This window comes from Mesorhizobium dulcispinae (assembly GCF_033977345.1).
Classification (GTDB): domain Bacteria; phylum Pseudomonadota; class Alphaproteobacteria; order Rhizobiales; family Rhizobiaceae; genus Mesorhizobium; species Mesorhizobium dulcispinae.
This window is the reverse complement of record NZ_JAVIIY010000017.1, coordinates 32967-52809: the sequence shown is the minus strand read 5'-3', so window position 1 is coordinate 52809 and position 19843 is coordinate 32967. Positions and strand designations below refer to the sequence as shown.

Here is a 19843-nt window from a genome sequence, read left to right as displayed (position 1 = left end):
AATCGTTTAAGAGATGGATTGCTTTACGACAGCCGTGACTTTGGGCCCCAGAGCCTCAATATCAACGGTTCCACGTAATAGGCGGTAAGCGAGTTCGATCGCAGTGAGGCCAAACAAAATCTGGAGAGCCCCTCCACGTCCTTGACCTATGCTGAGGTCAGCGAGGAATGTCTCAGAGAGAAAGACTAGGGTAGGATCTTTGACGTCGTCGGCCTCAATATTAGCCGGGCGGGAGACTACGCAGGGCGTCTCCTTTAGCGAAGCTGCGACGTGTCTTTGAAGGTCTGGTGGCATTGTTGGACCGTTGGCTATCTGGAGAGCTATTTCATTGAGTAGTGTGACGCCTCCGAGCAATTCGGACGCCAGCGCCGCCTCGAAACCCTTTAGAAACAGCCACAAAACAAGGCAAGCGAGAACAGTTGGCTTCTCGTCGTCGATCTGAGAGATGCTGATCGCAACAGGTGAAGGCAGCGATAGGACAACGGTCCAACGACAGTCGCCCTCGCGCATTTGGCGAATATGCAGATCGGGAACAAACTCAGAGACATTTTGTGCGATCCGAACGAAGTCCTGAATCGTCAAGGAAGCTGAACAACCCGCAGCCAAAGTGATCGCGGGATAAACTACCCGCCAAGGTTCGTCCGGCCGCTCCTTGGCTACAGAGCGGAGCAGATCGAAGATCAGATCGACTAGTCGCCGGGTAACGGGAGCCGGCAGGTGCCGGGACATCAGATGCAGGTGAAGTCCGAAGAAAGGTAACAAGACGTTTGGCGGAAGCTCTCTGAAAATCACATCAAGCGGTTCGTATAGTCTCTCCAGGAGGGTACTATCTTCCTTAGACGTGGTATCAAGGCCGAAGGTGGCTCCGATACCCTTCAAATATATCAAGGGACCGATATCAGCAGCGTTGTGGCATGCAGTCATAAACAGCCGCTCAAAATTATCCCAGTCTCTGATTTTTAGAAGATAAGTGGCGGACTGAAATTGCGCATCGACGGCGTCTTTCTTTCTGCCTTGGTCGTAGAGTGCGTCAGCCAAGGTGTCGTATGCCCTCCACATATGATCGTAAGCAATGGTGCCCCGCATCAGCCCAATGGCGTGCCTCGAAAGCAACTCCGCTCGTTCGGCAGAATCGCTTTTTCGATCCGGATGATCGTTTGGGATGCTGTTGTAGGTATCTCCTGCTAGGTAAGACGCCTGCGCTTCAACTTCATGGCGACCACACTTCTGAGCCAAATTGGCTGCTGTGTCGTAGGCCCTTATTGCCTCGGCGAATTGCTTCTTGTCGCTGAGCACGTTGCCAAGGCAAATCTGATTAACAGCAACGAGCGCTTCGTCGCCCAGTTCCCTGGCGATATTGATCGCTTCAAGGGCGTTTTCCTCCGCTTCTCCAAGCGCTCCGACTTTTCGATTCTTACGCACCAGCATGTTGCAGAGCCAAGCACGTGAACGACGACCGTCTTGATCCGGCTCAGCCAACTCGATTTCACGTACAAGTCGATCTGCCTCTTGATCTCTGCCACCCTGTGCATAGAGAGCCGACGCAAGATTTCTTCGCGCGATTTCGAATCCGTAGCCGTCGTCTACCGCTTCAAAGACTACAAGTGCCTCACGCGCTTCACGCTCAGCTGCGGGAGCATTGTGCGCATGAATGTAGGCGACACTCAGATCGATCGAAATCCGTGCTGCATGCCATTCTCGCCCTGCCGTCTTTAGTTGAGATTTGAGTGCCTCAAGGTCAGAAACAGATTTCGGCGTTAGCTCAAACAGCGCCGTAGATGAGAGAATGAACTGCTCCACGAACAGCCGAATCTCTTTACTGGCTTTCGTGACATCCTGGCGAACGCGCTCCAGAAACTCACGGGCGACGTTCACATTGCCACTTATCTGATAAGCTTGCGCCAACGCCAGACGGGTATGAATAGCATCGTCGATGTCTTTGCGGCGCTCGGCCCGCTTGAGCAGTTCTTCCTGAATCGAGATTGACGACTTCCAATCTCCCGATCTTGCCGCTTCAAAAGCTGCTTTGCCTAAAAGGCGTCCAGCGTCCTTATGACCAGATTTGGCGAGAACGAAATACGCCTCGACAACTCGACCTTCGGCTTCTAGGAATTTGCTTAGCCGGCCGGCAGCAAATTGAATTCGCTCAGGTCTAGCCGCGATAAGCTTCCAGAGTTCGTCTCGGATTTCCTCATGTACGATCCTGAATCCCACTCCTGTGCCAACGGTTAGTTCAGGCAACAGGTCGACATCGGCAAACAAATTTTCCGGGCCGTACGAAATATCATTGCGCAATGAAAGCAAGTCTTCAACGGCCAGACCAGACCTCGCGATGGTCAAATACGTAACAATTTCTCGCTGCGAGGGGTTAAGATCTTGCCACACTTGTTTCGTTGACCGCCCCGAGGAAACCAGTTGTTGCCTAATTCGAAGTGGATTACCTTTGGTAACCTCCCAAAGGCGGATGGCTTCCTCTTGCGTATGATCTTGCCTTACAGACTTCAGCATTAGCGCCGTCTGTTCGAGATTCATTGGTGGTAGATGAAAGATCGACTCTACGCGACTGTCCACTGGATCCAAATCACGCGTCGAGTAGAGTATGCGACCTTGGTGATTTTGGGTCGATTTTTTGCTCCACGCTACCTCAATAATGTCATCTATGTACGGACTATCATCGATAACTAACGTGAGTTCGCTGGCCTCGGCCCATGCGGACGCAAAAGCGTGTTTTGCGCCTTCAAAGGTTGCAAACTGTTGAGCTGCATCAGCCGAAACGCCACGAAGTTGATTGGCAAGAACGGCAAATATTTCTTTTGGTGATAACTGGCTTGCATAGACCAGCTTGTAGCCGCGGGCCTTCGCTAGCTCTGAAAGCAACGTCGTTTTGCCTGAACCCGGCGCTCCAGCGAGTCGCACGAGCTTGCTGCTCCTTATTTGTTCATCGAGAGCTTGAAGCACATCCGCGCGCGGTATCAGGCCTCCGGGCGGAGCAGAAGCGATGTCCAATCTTTCTCTAAGAGCCTTGCTCAAAGCATCGGCATCGAAAAAGCGCTGGGTCGTCAGCGCGGTGACATCATCCTTGATCTGCGTTTCGAGTTCAGCGGGGCTTTCGTAAAACGCTACTGTGGTGCCCGATGACATGATCTCGGCTATGAGCGCCTGCAGTCGTGGAGCTCTGTTAGTTGCGTCTTTCTGGATATACACAAGGATTGGCAATCCCCAGTTTCTTGTATGTCGGTATTCGTCCTCCAGGCCTGAGATCGTCATGCCGCTGGCAGCATCGATATAGCCGTATTGATCCTTGTAGATCGCTACAACTATGTGCGACTGGCGCAATCTAGAAAGATAAACCTCTCTTGGGTGGTAGGGCCGAGCGCCAAGTTTTTCGAATGCGACAGGCTCATGGTTGGTGCCTCGGATTCCCGCTGCAGCATGTTTTCGCTCTGCGGCGCATTCTCCGATCGTTGAACTGACAAATATGCTCAATTTGTCGAAAGGCGCCAGCACTTGAGAGTGGTCACGCGCTGTCAAGATAACCCCGCCGCTTTAAGATAGTGAGCTGAGCACCAAGACTATTGTTGTGCTTCCTTTCTCCAATGACATCTGTCACATATGCCACATCAAGGCGTATCTGACTAACGACGTCGTCGACAGAAATTTCCGCAACCTTTTTGACTTCTCCGGTATTCTCGGTGTATTGTATTGAGCCTTCAACTATTCGCTTGAGGAGGCTATTTCGATCTATTTGGTCATAATGAGGGTTTTCTCCGTCAATTACTTTACTCAAGACTATGTTGCATATTGCCTGCTCTATATGTCTTTTTGGTATATTATGCTTGGAAAATTTCTCTGATACAGCTGAAATTAATCCAGAGTTGCGAGCTCGAAAAATTGTCATCGGGAACAACTCATAAAGGACATTTCGGCGTTTTTGAACCCACTGCCGGGCGTCCGTTTGGGCGCCATTTGGTTTGAATGCAGACTTCCGCTTCGGTCGATCACGGTTAAGATGGCTATAAAGTACCATCTCTGCTGCGGGCGACATCTTGTCGTCACCTTCGTGCGCGAACTCAGTGCAGAACTTTAGAAACGGTCTCGTTCCAGGTACTGCTTCAAAAGGGGTGTATTGAGAAATTTGATTAACACCAGAAGGTAAAGTAACAGCCTCAAAAATAATTGGAGCGATTAGGCTTCTGCTATAGACTTCTAAATCCCTTATCGGCTGACTCGTGGTGTCAAGGGTTTTTATCCAGGCTTCTACCATCATCAAAGGATCAAAGATTGCCGGAATTGCCGTCTTGGCGAGTCGTCTTTTTGGTTCCGGTGAAAGACCCAAGAGATATCCGCCAGATTGCAAAAAAACGACCGTTAGCTCGACAGCATCATCATCGCTTTTCTCTGCCCACCGTTCAAATTCATCGAACGCTTTTTTCGCTAGAATTCCATCCCTGACAACCAGTGAGATTGTCGGCACGGCGGCGCGTACAGTTGATGCTTCGGCCCAGGCGTAAGCACAACCTACTACCTCCGATCGTGTAAGATGATCGACCCAATCCAGATTGAAGGCGCCGATGTATGGCGCCGGAGTACCAAAATCGAAACCTTTCGAGTCCGGTCGCGATCTTGGTGGCTTATGTTCCCGTTTTGCCATGTGCCGCGAGTGATTTTAAGAATCAGCGGATAAATTATGAATAGTCGAATGCTAGCATCAGAATCTAATGGGGGTAATGGCTCCTGGCGTCCTGACCGCCTTACCGGGGCCGTTCTGTCAGTTCGTCGCACGGCTTTTTGCCGATGTCGCAAACAGGCTTCAATCGCCCCACCGCTCCGCCCTATAGTCCCGCCCGCTTTATCCATTTGGAGTCGCGGGCCATGGCAGAGTTTCCGAAAAAGGCGAAGGTCGTCATCGTTGGTCTTGGCGGTATCGTCGGCGCGTCGGTCGCCCATCACCTGATCGAGCGCGGCTGGGACGACATTGTCGGCATCGACAAGTCGGGCATCCCGACCGATATCGGCTCGACGGCGCATGCATCCGATTTCTGCTACACGACCAGCCACGATTTCCTGTCCTGCTGGACGACGCTCTATTCCATCGATTTCTACGAGAAGATGGGCCATTACGCGCGCATCGGCGGCCTCGAGGTCGCGCGCGTCGGCGACGACGGGCGCATGGACGAGATCAAGCGCAAGATCGCCTCGGCCAAGGCCTTCGGCACACGCGCGCGGCTGATCGAGCCGGCCGAGATCAAGCAAAAATTCCCGCTGATCGAAGAGCATCTGGTGCAGGGCGGTCTGTGGGATCCCGACGCCGGCCTCGTCATCCCGCGCTCGCAAACGGTGGCCGGCAAGTTGGTCGACCAGGGCGTAGCCTCCGGCAAGCTCCAGGCTTTCGCCAACACCTCGGCCAAGGAGTTGATCGTCGACAATGGCCGCATCAAGGGCGTGGTGACCGAGCGTGGCACGATCGAAGCCGATTATGTGGTTGTCTGCACCGGCATCTGGGGCCGGCTCACCGCGGCGCTGGTCGGCGAGGACCTGCCGGTCATGCCGATCGACCATCCGCTCACCTTCTTCGGCCCCTACAACGAGTTCGCCGGCACCGGCAAGGAGATCGGCTGGCCGCTGCTGCGCGACCAGGGCAACTCCGCCTATATGCGCGATACCGGCGATCCGAAGACCGCCGAGGGCGGGCAGATCGAATGGGGCTACTACGAGGAGGCCAACCCGCGTCTCTGCCATCCGCGCGACCTGCTCGAAAAGGACCAGGCGCGACTGTCGCCCTCGCAACGCGACCTCGACATGGAGCAGATCATGGCCCCGCTGGAGCGGGCCATGGAGCTGACGCCGATCCTCGGCGAGCTCGGCTACAATGAGGGCCATTCCTTCAACGGCCTGCTACAGGTCACCACCGATGGCGGCCCGTCCATGGGCGAGAGCCAGAAGGTGAGGGGGCTGTGGTACGCCGTCGCCATCTGGGTCAAGGACGGCCCCGGCATGGGCAAGCTGATTGCCGACTGGATGACCGACGGCCGCACGTCGATCGACCATCACGCGATCGATTATTCGCGCTTTTATCCGCACCAGACGAAGGAAGAGTTCATCTGGGATCGCTGCACCGAGACGGCGATGAAGGTCTACAATCCGGCGGTGCATCCGCGCGAGCCCTTCTCCAAGGGCCGCAACATTCGCCGCTCGCCTTTCTGGGAACGCGAGAAGGAGCTCGGCGGATATTTCATGGAGCTGGGCGGCTGGGAGCGCGCCCACGGCTATGCCGCCAACGAGCATCTGCTCGAAAAATACGGCAACCGTGTGCCGGTGCGCGAGAACGAGTGGGACAACCGCCATTTCTGGCGCGTCTCCAATGCCGAGCATCTGGCGATGAGCGAGGATTGCGGCATCGTCAACCTCTCGCATTTCTCGATGTATGATGTCGAAGGTCCGGATCATGTCGCGCTGCTGGAATGGCTGTGCGCGGCCAAGATCGGCGGCGACAACAATATCGGCAAGGGCATCTATACCCACTTCCTCGACGAGGAAGGCATGGTGCGTGCCGACTTCACGGTGATCCGCATGGCCGACCGCTGCCGGGTGATCGACGGCGCCGACGCCGGTCCGCGCGACTTTCGCTATATGCAGCGCACCGCGCAGGACAAAGGTTTTGATGCCACCGTCACGGACGTGACCGAAAAATACGTCACCATCGGTATCTGGGGCCCGAACGCGCGCACCACCCTGCAGAAAGTGGTCGAGGATCCGAACGGGCTTTCGCCGGAGAATTTCCCGTTCGCCGCGATCAAGCCGATCCGCATCGCCGGCAAGGACGTCACCGCCTTCCGCATCTCCTATGTCGGCGAGCAGGGCTGGGAACTGCATATGCGCTACGAGGACGGGCTCGCCGTCTGGGACGCGCTGCGCTCGACCGGTGTGATGCCTTTCGGCGTCGAGACCTATGCCAACACGCGCCGCATGGAGAAGAGCCTGCGGCTGCAGAACGCCGATCTCTTGACCGAGTACAATCTGCTCGAAGCCGATCTCGCCCGCCCGAAGGTCAAGGAGAACGACTTCTGCGGCAAGGCCAAGCACTTGGAATATCGCGCTCGCGAGCACCAGCCGGCCATGCTCTGCACGCTGGTGATGACCGAGAACACTGATTCCAAGGGCGTCGCGCGCTACCCGGTCGGCACGATGCCGGTGCAGGATCCGGCGACCGGCGAGACGCTGGTCGACGAGCTCGGCCGCCGGTCCTTCACCACCTCGGTCGCCTACGGCCCGACTATCGGCAAGAACATCGCGCTCGCCTATCTGCCTTGGGCCTACTGCCAGGAAGGCCGCAAGCTGCAGGTGGAGTACTTCGGCGAGACCTATCCGGTCGAGGTGGCCGGCGTCGGCTACAAGCCGCTCTACGACCCGGAAAACCTCAAGCCGCGCAGCTAAACGCGGGTTTGTCTGCATTGCCAAAAGGCCCGGTCGACGCCGGGCCTTTTTGCTTTGTTCATGCTCAATTATCGCTTACCGTTGCGTCATGTCCGCTTCCCGTCGAACAGGGCATTGGCTTTCGGGCGCCGCCGCGCTGGCGCTGCTCCTCACCCTGACCGCGAGATCGACGGCAATAGAGCCGGTCGATGTCGAGCTGGTGCTGGCTGTCGATGTTTCGCTCTCCATGTCGCCGGCCGAACTCGAGATCCAGCGCCACGGCTATGCCGCGGCACTGACGCATGACAATGTGCTCAAGGCCATCGCCGACGGCGCCTATGGCAAGATCGCGGTCACCTATGTCGAATGGGCCGGCACAAGATGGCAGCGGGTCGTCGTGCCGTGGACGGTGATCGCCAATCGCGCCGATGCCGAACGGGTTGTCGCGCAGATGAATGCGAGTCCGCCGGACAGCGCGCGACGCACCTCCATCTCCAGCGCGCTGGCCTTCGGCAGTGACCTTTTCGCCGAAAGCGGCTTTGAGGGCACCAAGCGCGTCATCGACGTTTCGGGCGACGGACCCAACAACCAGGGCGCGCCGGTCGATATCACGCGCGACGAGGTGGTGAGACAGGGCATCACCATCAACGGGCTGCCGCTGATGACGCGCGGCGGTTTCGGCGGCGCCTTCGATGTCGACAATCTCGACCGCTACTACAGCGACTGCGTCATCGGCGGGCCGGGCGCCTTCATGATCCCGGTCAACGACTGGACGCAGTTCCCGGAAGCGATCCGCCGCAAGCTGGTGCTCGAGCTTGCCGGTCCGGCCTCGCCGCAATGGGCGGCGGACGAGGCGGCCCACCCGCCGGTGGTGCTCGCCGACGACAGGCCGGCGGCCGATTGCCTGGCCGGCGAGAAGATGTGGCGCAATCGCGGCTGGATGCTGGACAGCCACTAACCACAAGCAATAGTCGAACGGAGCGGCGGCCGTGGACTTGCTTCCTCGTGCGGCACGATGGCAAAATGCAGTGGGCCGGCGCCATCGCGCAACGCGATCAAATGAGGAAACATTACATGAAACGTCTGGTCATCCTGACCGCACTTGCGTCGACAATATTTGCCGGAAGCGCCAGCGCCCAATTTTACGGCGAGGCAGCCTGCGTGCTGTTCGAGCATGCAAACTTCCGCGGACGTTCGCTTGAAATGGGTCCTGACGACTCCGTCAATTTCCGGGCCGGGTTCTGGAACGACCGCGTTTCCTCGGTGCTCGTTCGTCGAGGCTGTACGCTCGTCGCTTATGAGCATTCCGGGATGCGCGGCCGCTCGATCGAGCTCAGCCGCAGGGTCCGTGATTTCGGAGGTTCCGGTTGGAACGACCGCATCTCGTCGGCGGAGTGCTATTGCGACCGGTATTGAACGCCGGCGGCAGCCCCGGCGAGCGGTTGCAACCGGTCAGGCGTTAAGGCGCTTCGTGACGCGGCCTGCGGTCTATCTGCTTCAGGCCGCCAGAAGCTGCTTGCGGTCGACGCGTTCCTGCTGCGGCGAGCGGGCATAGAGCTCGCGGTAGCATTTGGAGAAGTGCGAGGCCGAGACGAAACCGCAGGCCACCGCCACCTCGACCACCGGCATCGACGACTGGATGAGCAGGTGCCTGGCGCGGTCGAGCCGGATCTCCAGATAGTAGCGGGCGGGGGAGCGGCCCATCTCGGTGCGGAACAGGCGCTCGATCTGCCGGCGCGACAAGTCGACATGGTCGGCGATCTCGATCAGCGACAGCGGCTCGGAAAGGTTCGCCTCCATCAATTCGATAATGGTCAGCACCTTGGAGTTCTGTACACCGAGGCGCGCACGCAGCGGCAGACGCTGGCGATCAGTCGGGCTGCGCACTCGGTCGGTCAGCACCTGCTCGCAGACGCGGTTGACGAGGCTCTCGTCGAAATCGTCGCCGATCAGCTTCAGCATCATGTCGAGCGCGGCGGTGCCGCCGGCGCAGGTGTAGACGTTCTGGTCGACCTCGAAGAGGTCGGCAAACACATTGGCCTTCGGGAAGGCCTCCGAAAAGCCCGGCAGGTTCTCCCAATGGATGGCGCAGCGCTTGTTGGACAAGAGGCCCGCGGCGGCCAGGATATGCGCGCCGGTGCACAGACCGCCCACGGCGACGCCGCGGTTGTATTCCTCGCGCAGCCAGGCGAAGGCCGACTTATTGTGGTAGCGCTCGACATTGATGCCGCTGCAGACGATCGCCATGTTCGGCCTATCCGGCCCGGCCATCTTCCTGCGCTCTTCCTCGAGCGAGGTATTGACGGCGCATTCGACGCCGTTCGAGGCGCGCACCGGCTTGCCATCGATACTGGCCAGCCGCCAGCTATAGGCCTCGTAGCCGAGCATCCGGTTGGCCGAACGCAGCGGGTCGAGCGCCGTCGCGAAGGCGATCATGGTGAAATCGGGGATGAGGAAGAATACAAACGATCTCTTGATCGGGTGCTTTACGGCATTCACGGTAAACCTCACGCGGCTATGACGCGAACAGAATGTCGCTAATAGCATAGCGACATCAGGAAAAATCATTCCTGTCAATCGGGTAGACGGCTAAGCGAAGATTAAATTTGCGACACGGGTCGCAAATGGGCAATCGCCGATGGGGCGCGCCTGGAGATTACCACTTGAGGTACCCAAAGAAGGCGACGTCCACAATAAAAACGCCGCCACGGCGAAGCCGGGCGGCGTCGAATTCCATACAAGACAACGGCATCAGATGCCGTCGGCAATGGCTGTCTCAGGCAACGAAGCCGAGGCGAGCGGCGGCCATGGCGCCGGTCTGACCGGGCATGGTCTTGGCAAGGCGCTGACGCTCGAGAGCGGTCGTCAGGTTCATTTCGCGGCGGGTGAAAAGGCGGGCAAACAGCTTCATCATCATCTCCATTTGGTTGCTCAGACGGGTCGCCTTCGCTTAATGGAGTGGGGCAGCTCGTTTTGGCTGGCCGTGATATAGGCTTGCTTCAGCGAAAACTAAATCGCAAAAGCGAAGCGCTTGATATGAAAAGCGACATCGATTGCGACATTCTTGGGCAGTGTGCCCGAAATTGACTATTGTTTACAGTGCCTTAATTCGCAGCCTAAGCCGCTATGCGAGTGGTTCATATGCGTCATGCAGCGGCCGCATGGCTGGAAAAGTCATTTGAGTACAAACAAAAAGGCCTGCCTGTCTGACGCCACGGCAGGCCTTCAGAACTTGATACACACTCAGCTACTTGGCTCCGGCCCACGTTCCGACGCCGAGGCGCACACCAGTCTTGGCGTCGGCGGCTTCCGGCCAGCCGATATCCTTCTGCAGTTCGATCGGCAGCGCATGGATTGCGCGTTCGGTCTGGTAGCGGGCGCGGGCCGCGCTGAATTCGGTCGCAAGCCGACCGATGGACGACAGGATGGTCATTTTCTTTCTCCTATGACTCGGGCAGGGAGGCGCCCGGCAATGCGTTACGTCAGGTCTGTTTCAGCTTCATTTCATGTCGATTGCAGGTCCGTGTCGTGGTCGTCTGGTGGCTGCTTTTGGCAGCATACTGCATCGATCGAGTTGACTATGCGCCCGAAGTAAGGTTCAATCAAACGAAATGGGATGATCGTTTGCATCAGAAAAATTGAAGGCAAGCCCCGATGAACGCCCCGCTCAACCATCCTCTGCCCCTGCTCGATCTCGACGTGCTGCGCACTTTCGTGGCGATCGCCGAGACCGGCAGCTTCACCACCGCAGCCAATGCGGTGTTCCGCACCCCCTCGGCCGTCTCCATGCAGATCAAGAAGCTGGAAGACATTCTCGGCCGCTCCGTCTTCGCGCGCGACGCGCGTTCGGTGACGCTGACCACAGACGGCGAGATGCTGCTCGGCTATGCCCGGCGGCTGCTGTCGATCAACCGCGAAGTGGTGTCGAAGTTCATCATTCCCGACATTGTCGGCGTGGTGCGGCTGGGTTCCCCGGACGATTATGGCGAGCGTATCCTGCCGCATGTGTTGAAGCGCTTTGCGCAGTCGCATCCGTCGATTGCCGTCGACGTCACCATCGACCAGAGCATCAATCTGCGCCGCCGCATGGACGACCGCGCGCTCGACATCACGCTGCTCACCAATTCCTACAAGACCAGCGCGCTCGGCGCCGAGGTGCTTTTGACCGAGCCGATCGTCTGGGCCGGCGCCAAGGGCGGCTGCGCGCATCTGCGCGAGCCGCTGCCGGTGTCGCTGTGGGAAGAAGGCTGCGCCTGGCGAGCGGGCGCCCTGGAGGCGCTCGGCCGCGAGGGCCGCAACTACCGCGTCGCCTATATGAGCGCGCATACGGCCGGCCAGCGCGCCGCGATCATGGCCGATCTCGCTGTCGCGCCGCTGCCAAAATCCTTCCTCGGCGATGATATGGTGGAGTTAGGCCAGAAGGACGGCATGCCTGATATCGGCACGTACAATCTCGCCATGGTGGTGGCGCCCGACGCCAGCGCGCCGGTGAAGGCCGTCGCCGATCACATCCGCGCGACGTTCGAGCTGTTCCGGGAAACCGGCAAGTTCTGATGCATGTCGCCCAAAAGTGCGCAGCGGTTTTGGGAGAACGACATGCATAAAAACAAAGATTTAAAGCGCGTCGGTTCGAATCCGTTTCGACGCGACGCGCTTTAAGCTATTCGGCCGCCGGCGCGGGACTGGCTGCCACCGTGGCCTTTGTCCTCCGCCGCGCAGGGGCGCGGATTGGCGCCAGCTCGCTGGTAAGGAAGTTGACGATGCTGTTGCGCGCGCGTCGCGCTTCCGGCATCTCGATCAGCGGCCAGACGTGGAACATGCCTTCCTCATAGACCACGTCGACCTCGACGCCGGCGGCGCGGGCGCGCTCGGCAAAGATCAGATTGTCGGGGCTGAGCAGGTCGTGCGAGCCGGTGAGCAGCAGCGTCTTCGGCAGCACGGAGAGATCGCCGTAGAGTGGGCTGATGTGCCAGTCGGCGCGGTCGATGCCGGCGCTGTAGAGCCGGATCGCCTCGAGCCCGCCGGGAATGCCGAGCCAGGGATCGTTGCGCTCGGCCTCGAACACCTCCGGATTGGACAGCGACATGTCGAGGCCGGGCGAGATCAGCACGTGGCGCGACGGGGAGGGAAGGCCTTCCTCGGCGGCCATCATGGTGAGCACGACGGCCATGTTGCCGCCGGCGGAATCGCCCATGAACACGATGTCCTCGGCATCGGTCTCTTCCAGCATGCGCCGGTAGACGTCGCCGACCATGCCGAACATGTCATGGAAATTGTACTCCGGCGCGATCGGATAGATCGGCACGGTGACGCCGAAACCCAGCCGCTCCGCCATCTCGGCGATGAGCACCCAATGATAGGATGTGATCTGAAAGACAAACGCACCGCCATGCATATAGAGGATGCGGCGGCGCTCACCGGGTTTCGGCGCGATCTCATAGACGGGAAAACCGTCGACGCTGGTCTCGGCGATGTCGAGCCGCGCCTTCAGAAGGGCCGGCGGATGATAGTCTTCGGTCTTGCGGGCGTAGGCGATCCAGCGCTGCAGATTCTCAGGACTGGAGAAGGCCTTCTTGCGGCTGTGCCTGAGAATGAACGAGACGACGTGGCTTTTCAAACTGGGCATGCGGATACACGGACTTCGGCAGAGCCGACTAAGAGAGATCCCCCCGCTAAACGAAGATCGTAGCTCCGTTAAAAATGTCAAGGCGCGCCATGGCACATCGGCGTGATGCCGGTGCCCCGGTTCGATGACAGGCGCGTCACCGTCGCCCCGGCAGCAGCGCGGCGCGCAGCCTGTTGTCGCCGGTCGCCGAGGCCGCCTGCCGGTCCCGGCGCCTGCCGAGTAGCTTGCATTTGTCGGCGAAGGTCATCAGCGCGGCGTGCCGAGCAGCAGCTTGCGAAGGGCTGCCTGCGGGTCGCTCGGCGGCGAGGCCGGCCAGCCAATATCCTTCTGGACATGCACCGGCAGGTCGTTGAGCGCACGGATCGCCTTGCTCCGTGCATGGGCTTGCCTGATGGTCACGCCGAAGCGGCCGAGGTTTTCGAACATCGACATTTTCATCTCCCTTGAAGAGCGGCGGCTGAGGACTATTCCGGGCCGCCGTTCGATGGGCCGTTAAATGTCTCACGCGTGTATCGGATGGATTTCACGAAAACAGCGTTTCGGTTTCCGGATCGGGTCGATCCGGAAACATTTGCATGCAAATGAAAAATGAAAGGTGGGAGGCGGCAAGAAGCCTATTCGCGTCCACGCCGCGCCGCACGCTCCTCGCGCGAGCGCCGACGCGGGGTGGCGTCGCCGGCAGCACCATCCTCGCTCGTTGCCTTGCGTGGCGGCAGCTTTACCGCAGCCGCGAGCTTCGGGAACGGGTCGACCTTGTTCGGCAGCGCCATGGCGTAGACGAAGTGCTCCTGGAACTTCGTCTCCAGCGCGGTCTCGATCTTCTCGATCCTGCTCACCGTCTCCTCGATCTCACGGCGATAGCCGCGATTGAGGAGCGCCATACGCGCGCCGGCGCCGGCGGCGTTGCCGACGGCCTTGACCTTGTCGAGGTCGCAGTCCGGGATCAGCCCCAGCACCATGGCGTATTTCGGATCGATGAAGGAGCCGAAGGCACCGGCGAAATGGATGCTGTCGACATGGTCGGTGTGCTGCTTTTCCATCAAAAGCTTGGTGCCGGCATAGAGCGCCGCCTTGGCAAGCTGGATGGCGCGCACGTCGTTCTGGGTGATGGTGATCTTCGGCTCGCCGTCCTTCAGCACGTAGGAGAAGGTGCGGCCGTTGGCGACGATGCGCGGCGAGCGCGCGGCCAGCGAACCATCGACGACGCCGTCCTCCGAGATGATGCCGGCGAGATACATCTCGGCTACCACTTCGATGATGCCGGAGCCGCAAATGCCGGTGACGCCGGTTGCCTGCACGCTTTCGGCGAAGCCCGGCTGATCGGACCAGAGCTCCGAGCCGATGACGCGGTAGCGCGGCTCGAGCGTATCGGGGTCGATGCGCACGCGCTCGATTGCGCCGGGGGCGGCGCGCTGGCCGCCGGAGATCTCGGCGCCTTCGAAGGCCGGGCCGGTGGGCGAGGAGGCGGCGACCACGCGCGTGCTGTTGCCGAGCACGATCTCGGCATTGGTGCCGACATCGACGATCAGCATCATCTCGTCCTGGCGGTGTGGGCCTTCCGAGAGAGTGACGGCGGCGGCATCGGCGCCGACATGGCCGGCGATGCAAGGCAGCATATAGAGGCGCGCGCCCTGGTTCAGCTTCAGGCCGAGGTCGGAGGCCTTGATGCGCACGGCGCCCGAGACGGCGAGCGCAAACGGCGCGCCGCCGAGCTCGGTCGGATCGATGCCGAGGAACAAATGGTGCATGATCGGATTGCCGACGAACACCGCGTCGAGGATGTCGTTGCGCTGCACATTGCCTTCCGCGCAGACCTTGTCGACGAGGCCGGAGACGGCCTCGCGCACGGCGACCGTCATGCCTTCGCGGCCGTCCGGGTTCATCATCACATATGAGACGCGGCTCATCAGATCCTCGCCGAAGCGGATCTGCGGATTGGATGTGCCGGAGGAAGCGGCGACGCGGCCCGACAGCAGCGACACCAGATGCATGGCAATGGTGGTCGAACCGATGTCGCAGGCCAGGCCATAGGCCTCGTTCTTCAGGCCGGGCCAAAGCGCGATGACTCGCGCGATGTCGCTGTCGGCATCCTTGTGGATGGCGGCGGTGGCGGTCCAGTTGCCCTTGCGCAGGATGCCCTGAACCTGCGGCAGCAGATAGAAATCGAATTCGAGGTTCTTGAAACCCCAGTCCTTCATCAAGGCGATCTTGAGCCGGTCGAGGTCGCCGAGCGGCTTGTGCATGTCGGGCTCTTCGATCTCGACATAGCACATGCGGATCGCGCTATCGCGGGCGATGACCCTGGTGTCGGCGTCCTTGCGGATGGTCTGGGCGTTGATGACCGTGTCCTGCGGCACGTCGATGACGAGGTCGCCCAGAACCTGCGCCGAGCAGGAGAGGCGACGGCGCTCCGGCAGGCCGCGGACGCGCTCGTAGCGCTCTTCCTTGGCGCCCTTGGGCGAGATGTGATCGTTGGACGAGACGATCTTGTGCTTGGCGAAATTGCCTTCCTGCACCTCGATCTGGCAGCGCCCGCAGGTGGCGCGGCCGCCGCACACGCTTTCGACATAGACGCCGAGCTGGCGCGCGGCATCAAGCACCGGCGTGCCAACGGGAAACCGCCCGCGCTTGCCTGACGGCATGAACAGCACGAGCGGGTCGGTTATGTTTGGGGGAGGGTTCATAGGCGAATACCTCCCTCTGTCGAAACAGTCACAATCTTTACCTTATGCCCTCGCCATGCGGGCCTCTCGGCCGCCGCGGCGACGACCGCCGGCAGCAGCATTGCCGTCGCCAGGGGCGGTGACCGCGACCGGAGCCGCGACCGCATGGCCGCCTTCAGCCGGCTTGTAGTCCTTGTAGGTGCGGATCCAGGTGGTGCAGTTCTCGTCGGTGCCGTTGAGCACGTTGGCGCCGCGCACGGCCTCCATCTCCTGCGGGCGCACCGGGTTCATGATGGCGCTCGTCATGCCGGCGCCGATCACCATCGGGATGAAGGCGGCGTTGATGCCGTGGCGATGCGGCAGGCCGAAGGAGATGTTGGAGAGGCCGCAGGTGGTGTTGACCTTGAGCTCCTCGCGCAGGCGGCGCAGCAGCGCGAATACCTGGCGGCCGGCATCGCCCAGCGCGCCGATCGGCATCACCAGCGGATCGACGACGACGTCATGCGCGGGGATGCCATGGTCGGCGCAGCGCTCGACGATCTTCTTGGCAACGGCGAAGCGGACGTCCGGATCCATCGAGATGCCGGTCTCGTCGTTGGAGATGGCGACGACCGGAACGTTGTATTTCTTGACCAGCGGCAGGATCGCCTCGAGCTTCTCTTCCTCGCCGGTGACGGAGTTGACCAGCGGGCGGCCCTTGGCGACCTTCAGCGCCGCCTCGATCGCGGCGGTCACCGAAGAGTCGATCGACAGCGGCAGGTCGACGAGGTTCTGCACGATCTCCAGCGTCTGCACCAAAAGCGCCGGCTCGGTCGCATTGGGGTCGACGGCGGTGACGCCGGCATTGACGTCGAGCATGGTGGCGCCACAGGCGGCCTGCTCCAGCGCGTCCTTGATGACGGTCTCGAAGTTGCCGGCCACCATCTCGGCGGCCAGCTTCTTGCGGCCGGTCGGGTTGATGCGCTCGCCGATCACGCAGAAGGGCTGATCGAAGCCGATGACGATTTCTCGGGTCGCCGAGGCGACGATGGTGCGGGTCATGCGATCTCTCCGTCGGGATATAAAGAGTTCTTTATATCGTTATCTGATTTCGTTCAAGTGAATGGTGCCGGCCGCGCACCCAGACTCTAAGTTAATGTATGTCGTTGCCCCAAAACCGGTTCCCACTTTTGGGCGACATACATCAATGCGCGGTCTTCACCATGTCCACCTGGGTTTCGGTAATCTCGTCGTGCAGTATGTGGTCGAGCCGCTCGGCGACGATCTGGTCGTCGCGGCGGATCTCCCGCTTCCAGGGCTGGCGGCCTTTCAGCACGCCGGATTCATCGACGATCTCGGCGACATACTCTTCCTGGCGGTAGGCCATCACATGGACGCCGGCGACGCCCGGGATTTCCTTCACCTCGTTGATGATGTCGATGCAGAGCTGCTTGCCTTCCTTCTTCTGGTCCTGCGCGCCTTCGAGCCGCTTGATCACCGCGTCGGGAATATGGATGCCCGGCACGTTGGAGCGGATCCATTTCGCCGTCTTGGCGGAAGCGAGCGGGCCGACGCCGCACAGGATGAAGACTTTTTCCGTATGCCCCAAGTCCCGCGCGCTCTGCATGAAGGTTTTGAACATCGGCACGTCGAAGCAATACTGCGTCTGCACGAATTGCGCTCCGGCGGCGATCTTCTTGCCGAGATGGATCGGACGGAAATCGTAAGGCGGCGCGAAGGGGTTGACGGCGGCGCCGAGGAAGACCTGCGGCGGCGTCGTCAGCTTGCGGCCGGACAGGAACTTGCCGTTGTCGCGCATGATGCGGATGGTTTCGAGCAGCGACATGGAATCGAGGTCGAACACCGGCTTGGCGCCCGGCTGGTCGCCGGCCTGAACGCCGTCGCCGGTGAGGCAGAGCATGTTGGCGACGCCCATCGCCGCGCCGCCCAGCACGTCGCCCTGGATGGCGATGCGGTTCTTGTCGCGGCAGGCGATCTGCATGATCGGCGCGTAGCCCATGCGGGTCAAAAGCGCGCAGATGCCGACCGACGACATGTGGCAGTTGGCGCCTGACGCGTCGACCGCGTTGATGGCGTCGACCCAGCCGTCGAAGATCTTGGCGCGGTTATAGACGTCTTCAGGATCGGCGCTGTCGGGCGGGTTGAGCTCGGTCGTCACCGCGAACTCGCCGCGGCGCAGCACGCGCTCCAACCGGCCGCGCGAAGTGTGGCCGGGCAGGGGATCGAGCGGCAGGTGGATGCCGGCCGGGTTCTCGTCGCGCTGGCGGACGCTCATGCCGAAGCTCCCGGGTTCTTGTTCGTTTCACGCGCGGCGGCAGCCTGCGCGGTCACCCGCAGCCAGGCAGAGGTTTCGCGCAGCGACTGATCGACGGGCTTCTGCACGTCGAGGATCTTGTCGCCGTGCACCATGTTGCGCGAGCCTTCCCAGGCCTTGACCCAGACACAGGGCATGTCCGGCTCGACCTCGCAATTGCCGTTGGCGCGCACGCCGCCGCACGGGCCGTTGCGCAGCTGCTTCGGGCAGTTCATCGGGCACGACATACCGGTGGAGGAAAGCACGCACTGGCCGCACATGCGGCAGTCGAACATGAAGCCCTTGACGCGCTTCTCGACGAATTTCACCGGCGCTTCGACACGGCCGTAGCCGATGCCCTTCCACAGCGGATGCAGGAGCAGGAAGACGTCGGCGAACCTGCTGTAGAACCATTCGAGCAATCGCGAGTGGCGGATCGACCACAATCTCACGGCAAAAGTCCGCTGGACGCGCCGCTGCGGCGACACGTCGGCAGGCTTGTAGTCGGACTTCGGCGCTGCCTTCTTGACCAATGTGGCCTGGGTAACCGCCGGCTGCTTCTCAGACATTTTCTTTCCCGCCAGCCTTGACCAGAGCGACCAGCCGCTCACGGTCGTATTTTGCGTCGAGTTCCTGATAGGCCTTCTCAACCTCGGCCTCGATGTCGTCGCCGACCGGAACCGGATCGGCCTTGCGCCATTCGGCGAGATAGTCGTCGGTGCCGCCGGCACCGGTGCGCATGGCGCACATATCGATCGCCTCGGTGAAGCGCAGCGGCAGTTCGCGCTTGGCGTTCTGCCGGCCCCTCTTGACGATGACCTGGGCTGGAATGTCGCGCCAGTAGACGACGATCAGATCGGCCATGAACTCTCACTCCTCGATGCTTGGAGCATTGCCGCATGCGCCCTTGGGCCGCTTGTTATGGGACGACGCGCGCGCCTTCAAAAGCGACGCTGCTTATCGCCGGAAGGAAGGTTCAAATTGGCGATCGCGCCCCCTACCAAAGCGATCCGGTCAAGCCCTCATTCGTTTCCGAAGCCGCTTTCTCTCAGGTCGGCGATGCGAACGATCATGCTTCGCTTGGGATCGAATGGCAGTTCTTCAAAATCGAAGCTGCGGTAGAAGGCTCTCACAGCATCGTCGAGCGGATGGGTCAGGACGCCGAAGCAGCCGATCTCGGTGGAGAATCGAACCGCAGTTCTGAGCGCGAACAACAGGAGCGAGCGTCCACAGCCTCGACCCTGATAGTGGTGACCCACAGCAAGTTGGCCAAGCAGTATCATTGGGACCGGATCGGGGCGATTGCGTTGCGAAGACTTGGGCAGATATGCCCGCTCGATCTGGCCGGCGCTGAGGGTAACGTAAGCGGCAATGAGACCGCTCGCGGAATCGCAGATGATGCTGGTGCGTGAGACGCCGTCTTGCTGATTGCGCCAGGCATGGCGGCGAAGCCAGTTGTTGAGCGACTCCCGACCGCAGTCGAAAGCGTCCCTGTCGTCGTCCGCCGCAAGCGGTCGAGGCGGCGTCAGTCCTGCCATACGGGCCGAGACGCAGCGAGCCTTCGCAGACCTGGCAGTGCCTTTGGCGGTGACTTCGCCCAAGCCTCGAACTTCTCCCAATCGGTCGCCGGAATCGTTACGATACGCCCGTCCAGCACCTCCATTTCGGCGGCTTCGACGGCCTTGCGGCGGATGAAGTCGCTGAGATTGGTGTTGGCCTGACTGGCTGCGGCTTCAAGTATTTCGCGTTCGTCCAGCGTGACGCGCACGCTGAGGGGAGCCATATTGGACATGGTCTGTCTCGCTTTTCTGTATGACAATAGCATACAAATCGCTTGGCTGACAGATG

General features: G+C 60.4%; 17 protein-coding genes and 1 pseudogene. 6 read left to right on the top strand and 12 right to left on the bottom strand.

Features of this window, described 5'->3' with window-relative positions:
- Nucleotides 1-6 precede the first annotated feature (6 nt).
- Nucleotides 7-3531 (bottom strand): DUF4062 domain-containing protein, encoded by a 3525-nt coding sequence (locus RFN30_RS27065; RefSeq protein WP_320265120.1) that lies wholly within the window; start codon nt 3529-3531, stop codon nt 7-9.
- Complete coding sequence (locus RFN30_RS27060) at nt 3518-4651, bottom strand: hypothetical protein (RefSeq protein WP_320265119.1); 1134 nt, start codon at nt 4649-4651, stop codon at nt 3518-3520. The genes RFN30_RS27065 and RFN30_RS27060 overlap by 14 nt, the downstream gene beginning before the upstream one ends.
- Nucleotides 4652-4872: 221 nt before the next feature.
- On the opposite strand from RFN30_RS27060, the gene RFN30_RS27055 reads away from it, so the two are divergent.
- The 3 genes from RFN30_RS27055 (at nt 4873) to RFN30_RS27045 (ending at nt 8829) form a co-directional block, all read left to right on the top strand.
- Nucleotides 4873-7434: a GcvT family protein gene (locus tag RFN30_RS27055; RefSeq protein WP_320265118.1), complete on the top strand. Its 2562-nt coding sequence runs from the start codon at nt 4873-4875 to the stop codon at nt 7432-7434.
- An 88-nt stretch (nt 7435-7522) separates the two neighbouring features.
- A complete protein-coding gene (locus tag RFN30_RS27050) occupies nt 7523-8371 on the top strand; it encodes a DUF1194 domain-containing protein (RefSeq protein ID WP_320265117.1) in 849 nt (282 codons plus the stop codon).
- A gap of 65 nt (nt 8372-8436) precedes the next feature.
- Nucleotides 8437-8829 (top strand): beta/gamma crystallin family protein, encoded by a 393-nt coding sequence (locus RFN30_RS27045; protein ID WP_320265115.1) that lies wholly within the window; start codon nt 8437-8439, stop codon nt 8827-8829.
- A gap of 81 nt (nt 8830-8910) precedes the next feature.
- Here the strand turns inward: RFN30_RS27045 and RFN30_RS27040 are convergent, their stop codons facing one another.
- Nucleotides 8911-9849: a GlxA family transcriptional regulator gene (locus tag RFN30_RS27040; RefSeq protein WP_348628162.1), complete on the bottom strand. Its 939-nt coding sequence runs from the start codon at nt 9847-9849 to the stop codon at nt 8911-8913.
- 202 nt (nt 9850-10051) lie between these two features.
- Between RFN30_RS27040 and RFN30_RS27035 the strand changes: the two genes are divergently transcribed.
- Nucleotides 10052-10405 carry a hypothetical protein gene (locus tag RFN30_RS27035; protein ID WP_320265164.1) on the top strand — a complete coding sequence of 118 codons (354 nt, stop codon included), beginning with the start codon at nt 10052-10054 and terminating at the stop codon, nt 10403-10405.
- A gap of 255 nt (nt 10406-10660) precedes the next feature.
- On the opposite strand, the gene RFN30_RS27030 is transcribed toward RFN30_RS27035, so the two are convergent.
- The gene (locus tag RFN30_RS27030; protein WP_320265113.1) at nt 10661-10846 is read right to left on the bottom strand and encodes a hypothetical protein; all 186 of its coding nucleotides are present in this window, start codon (nt 10844-10846) and stop codon (nt 10661-10663) included.
- A gap of 221 nt (nt 10847-11067) precedes the next feature.
- Between RFN30_RS27030 and RFN30_RS27025 the strand changes: the two genes are divergently transcribed.
- On the top strand, nt 11068-11967 hold the full coding sequence (locus tag RFN30_RS27025; protein ID WP_320222916.1) for a LysR substrate-binding domain-containing protein: 900 nt from the start codon (nt 11068-11070) through the stop codon (nt 11965-11967).
- A gap of 106 nt (nt 11968-12073) precedes the next feature.
- Here the strand turns inward: RFN30_RS27025 and RFN30_RS27020 are convergent, their stop codons facing one another.
- The 7 genes and pseudogenes from RFN30_RS27020 to RFN30_RS26990 all read right to left on the bottom strand — a co-directional run bounded on the left by RFN30_RS27020 (nt 12074) and on the right by RFN30_RS26990 (nt 18859).
- Nucleotides 12074-13039 (bottom strand): alpha/beta hydrolase, encoded by a 966-nt coding sequence (locus tag RFN30_RS27020; protein WP_320265112.1) that lies wholly within the window; start codon nt 13037-13039, stop codon nt 12074-12076.
- A 246-nt stretch (nt 13040-13285) separates the two neighbouring features.
- Nucleotides 13286-13471, bottom strand: a complete 186-nt coding sequence (locus RFN30_RS27015; protein WP_320265110.1) for a hypothetical protein — start codon at nt 13469-13471, stop codon at nt 13286-13288.
- Between the two features lie 182 nt (nt 13472-13653).
- Nucleotides 13654-15824 (bottom strand): annotated as a pseudogene (locus RFN30_RS27010) (ASKHA domain-containing protein).
- Nucleotides 15766-16743 (bottom strand): methyltetrahydrofolate cobalamin methyltransferase, encoded by a 978-nt coding sequence (locus RFN30_RS27005; RefSeq protein WP_320265109.1) that lies wholly within the window; start codon nt 16741-16743, stop codon nt 15766-15768. The pseudogene RFN30_RS27010 and the gene RFN30_RS27005 overlap by 59 nt, the downstream one beginning before the upstream one ends.
- A gap of 142 nt (nt 16744-16885) precedes the next feature.
- Nucleotides 16886-17977, bottom strand: a complete 1092-nt coding sequence (locus RFN30_RS27000) for a methylenetetrahydrofolate reductase (RefSeq protein WP_320265108.1) — start codon at nt 17975-17977, stop codon at nt 16886-16888.
- The gene (locus tag RFN30_RS26995; RefSeq protein WP_320265107.1) at nt 17974-18564 is read right to left on the bottom strand and encodes a methylenetetrahydrofolate reductase C-terminal domain-containing protein; all 591 of its coding nucleotides are present in this window, start codon (nt 18562-18564) and stop codon (nt 17974-17976) included. The genes RFN30_RS27000 and RFN30_RS26995 overlap by 4 nt, the downstream gene beginning before the upstream one ends.
- On the bottom strand, nt 18557-18859 hold the full coding sequence (locus RFN30_RS26990; RefSeq protein WP_320265106.1) for a virulence factor: 303 nt from the start codon (nt 18857-18859) through the stop codon (nt 18557-18559). Before RFN30_RS26990 ends, RFN30_RS26995 begins: the two co-directional genes overlap by 8 nt.
- Nucleotides 18860-18894: 35 nt before the next feature.
- Between RFN30_RS26990 and RFN30_RS26985 the strand changes: the two genes are divergently transcribed.
- The gene (locus RFN30_RS26985; protein WP_320265105.1) at nt 18895-19407 is read left to right on the top strand and encodes a hypothetical protein; all 513 of its coding nucleotides are present in this window, start codon (nt 18895-18897) and stop codon (nt 19405-19407) included.
- Nucleotides 19408-19520: 113 nt separating this feature from the next.
- Here the strand turns inward: RFN30_RS26985 and RFN30_RS26980 are convergent, their stop codons facing one another.
- Complete coding sequence (locus RFN30_RS26980) at nt 19521-19787, bottom strand: type II toxin-antitoxin system TacA family antitoxin (RefSeq protein ID WP_320265104.1); 267 nt, start codon at nt 19785-19787, stop codon at nt 19521-19523.
- Between the last annotated feature and the right edge of the window lie 56 nt (nt 19788-19843).

Coding starts and splice junctions, on each gene's coding strand:
- RFN30_RS26980 (WP_320265104.1), bottom strand. CDS start 19,787: ATGTCCAATATGGCTCCCCTCAGCGTGCGCGTCACGCTGGACGAACGC.
- RFN30_RS27015 (WP_320265110.1), bottom strand. CDS start 13,471: ATGTCGATGTTCGAAAACCTCGGCCGCTTCGGCGTGACCATCAGGCAA.
- RFN30_RS27040 (WP_348628162.1), bottom strand. CDS start 9,849: ATGATCGCCTTCGCGACGGCGCTCGACCCGCTGCGTTCGGCCAACCGG.
- RFN30_RS26990 (WP_320265106.1), bottom strand. CDS start 18,859: ATGGCCGATCTGATCGTCGTCTACTGGCGCGACATTCCAGCCCAGGTC.
- RFN30_RS27050 (WP_320265117.1), top strand. CDS start 7,523: ATGTCCGCTTCCCGTCGAACAGGGCATTGGCTTTCGGGCGCCGCCGCG.
- RFN30_RS27035 (WP_320265164.1), top strand. CDS start 10,052: ATGGGGCGCGCCTGGAGATTACCACTTGAGGTACCCAAAGAAGGCGAC.
- RFN30_RS26995 (WP_320265107.1), bottom strand. CDS start 18,564: ATGTCTGAGAAGCAGCCGGCGGTTACCCAGGCCACATTGGTCAAGAAG.
- RFN30_RS27000 (WP_320265108.1), bottom strand. CDS start 17,977: ATGAGCGTCCGCCAGCGCGACGAGAACCCGGCCGGCATCCACCTGCCG.
- RFN30_RS27055 (WP_320265118.1), top strand. CDS start 4,873: ATGGCAGAGTTTCCGAAAAAGGCGAAGGTCGTCATCGTTGGTCTTGGC.
- RFN30_RS27045 (WP_320265115.1), top strand. CDS start 8,437: ATGCAGTGGGCCGGCGCCATCGCGCAACGCGATCAAATGAGGAAACAT.
- RFN30_RS27020 (WP_320265112.1), bottom strand. CDS start 13,039: ATGCCCAGTTTGAAAAGCCACGTCGTCTCGTTCATTCTCAGGCACAGC.
- RFN30_RS27005 (WP_320265109.1), bottom strand. CDS start 16,743: ATGACCCGCACCATCGTCGCCTCGGCGACCCGAGAAATCGTCATCGGC.
- RFN30_RS27030 (WP_320265113.1), bottom strand. CDS start 10,846: ATGACCATCCTGTCGTCCATCGGTCGGCTTGCGACCGAATTCAGCGCG.
- RFN30_RS27025 (WP_320222916.1), top strand. CDS start 11,068: ATGAACGCCCCGCTCAACCATCCTCTGCCCCTGCTCGATCTCGACGTG.
- RFN30_RS27060 (WP_320265119.1), bottom strand. CDS start 4,651: ATGGCAAAACGGGAACATAAGCCACCAAGATCGCGACCGGACTCGAAA.
- RFN30_RS26985 (WP_320265105.1), top strand. CDS start 18,895: ATGCGCCCTTGGGCCGCTTGTTATGGGACGACGCGCGCGCCTTCAAAA.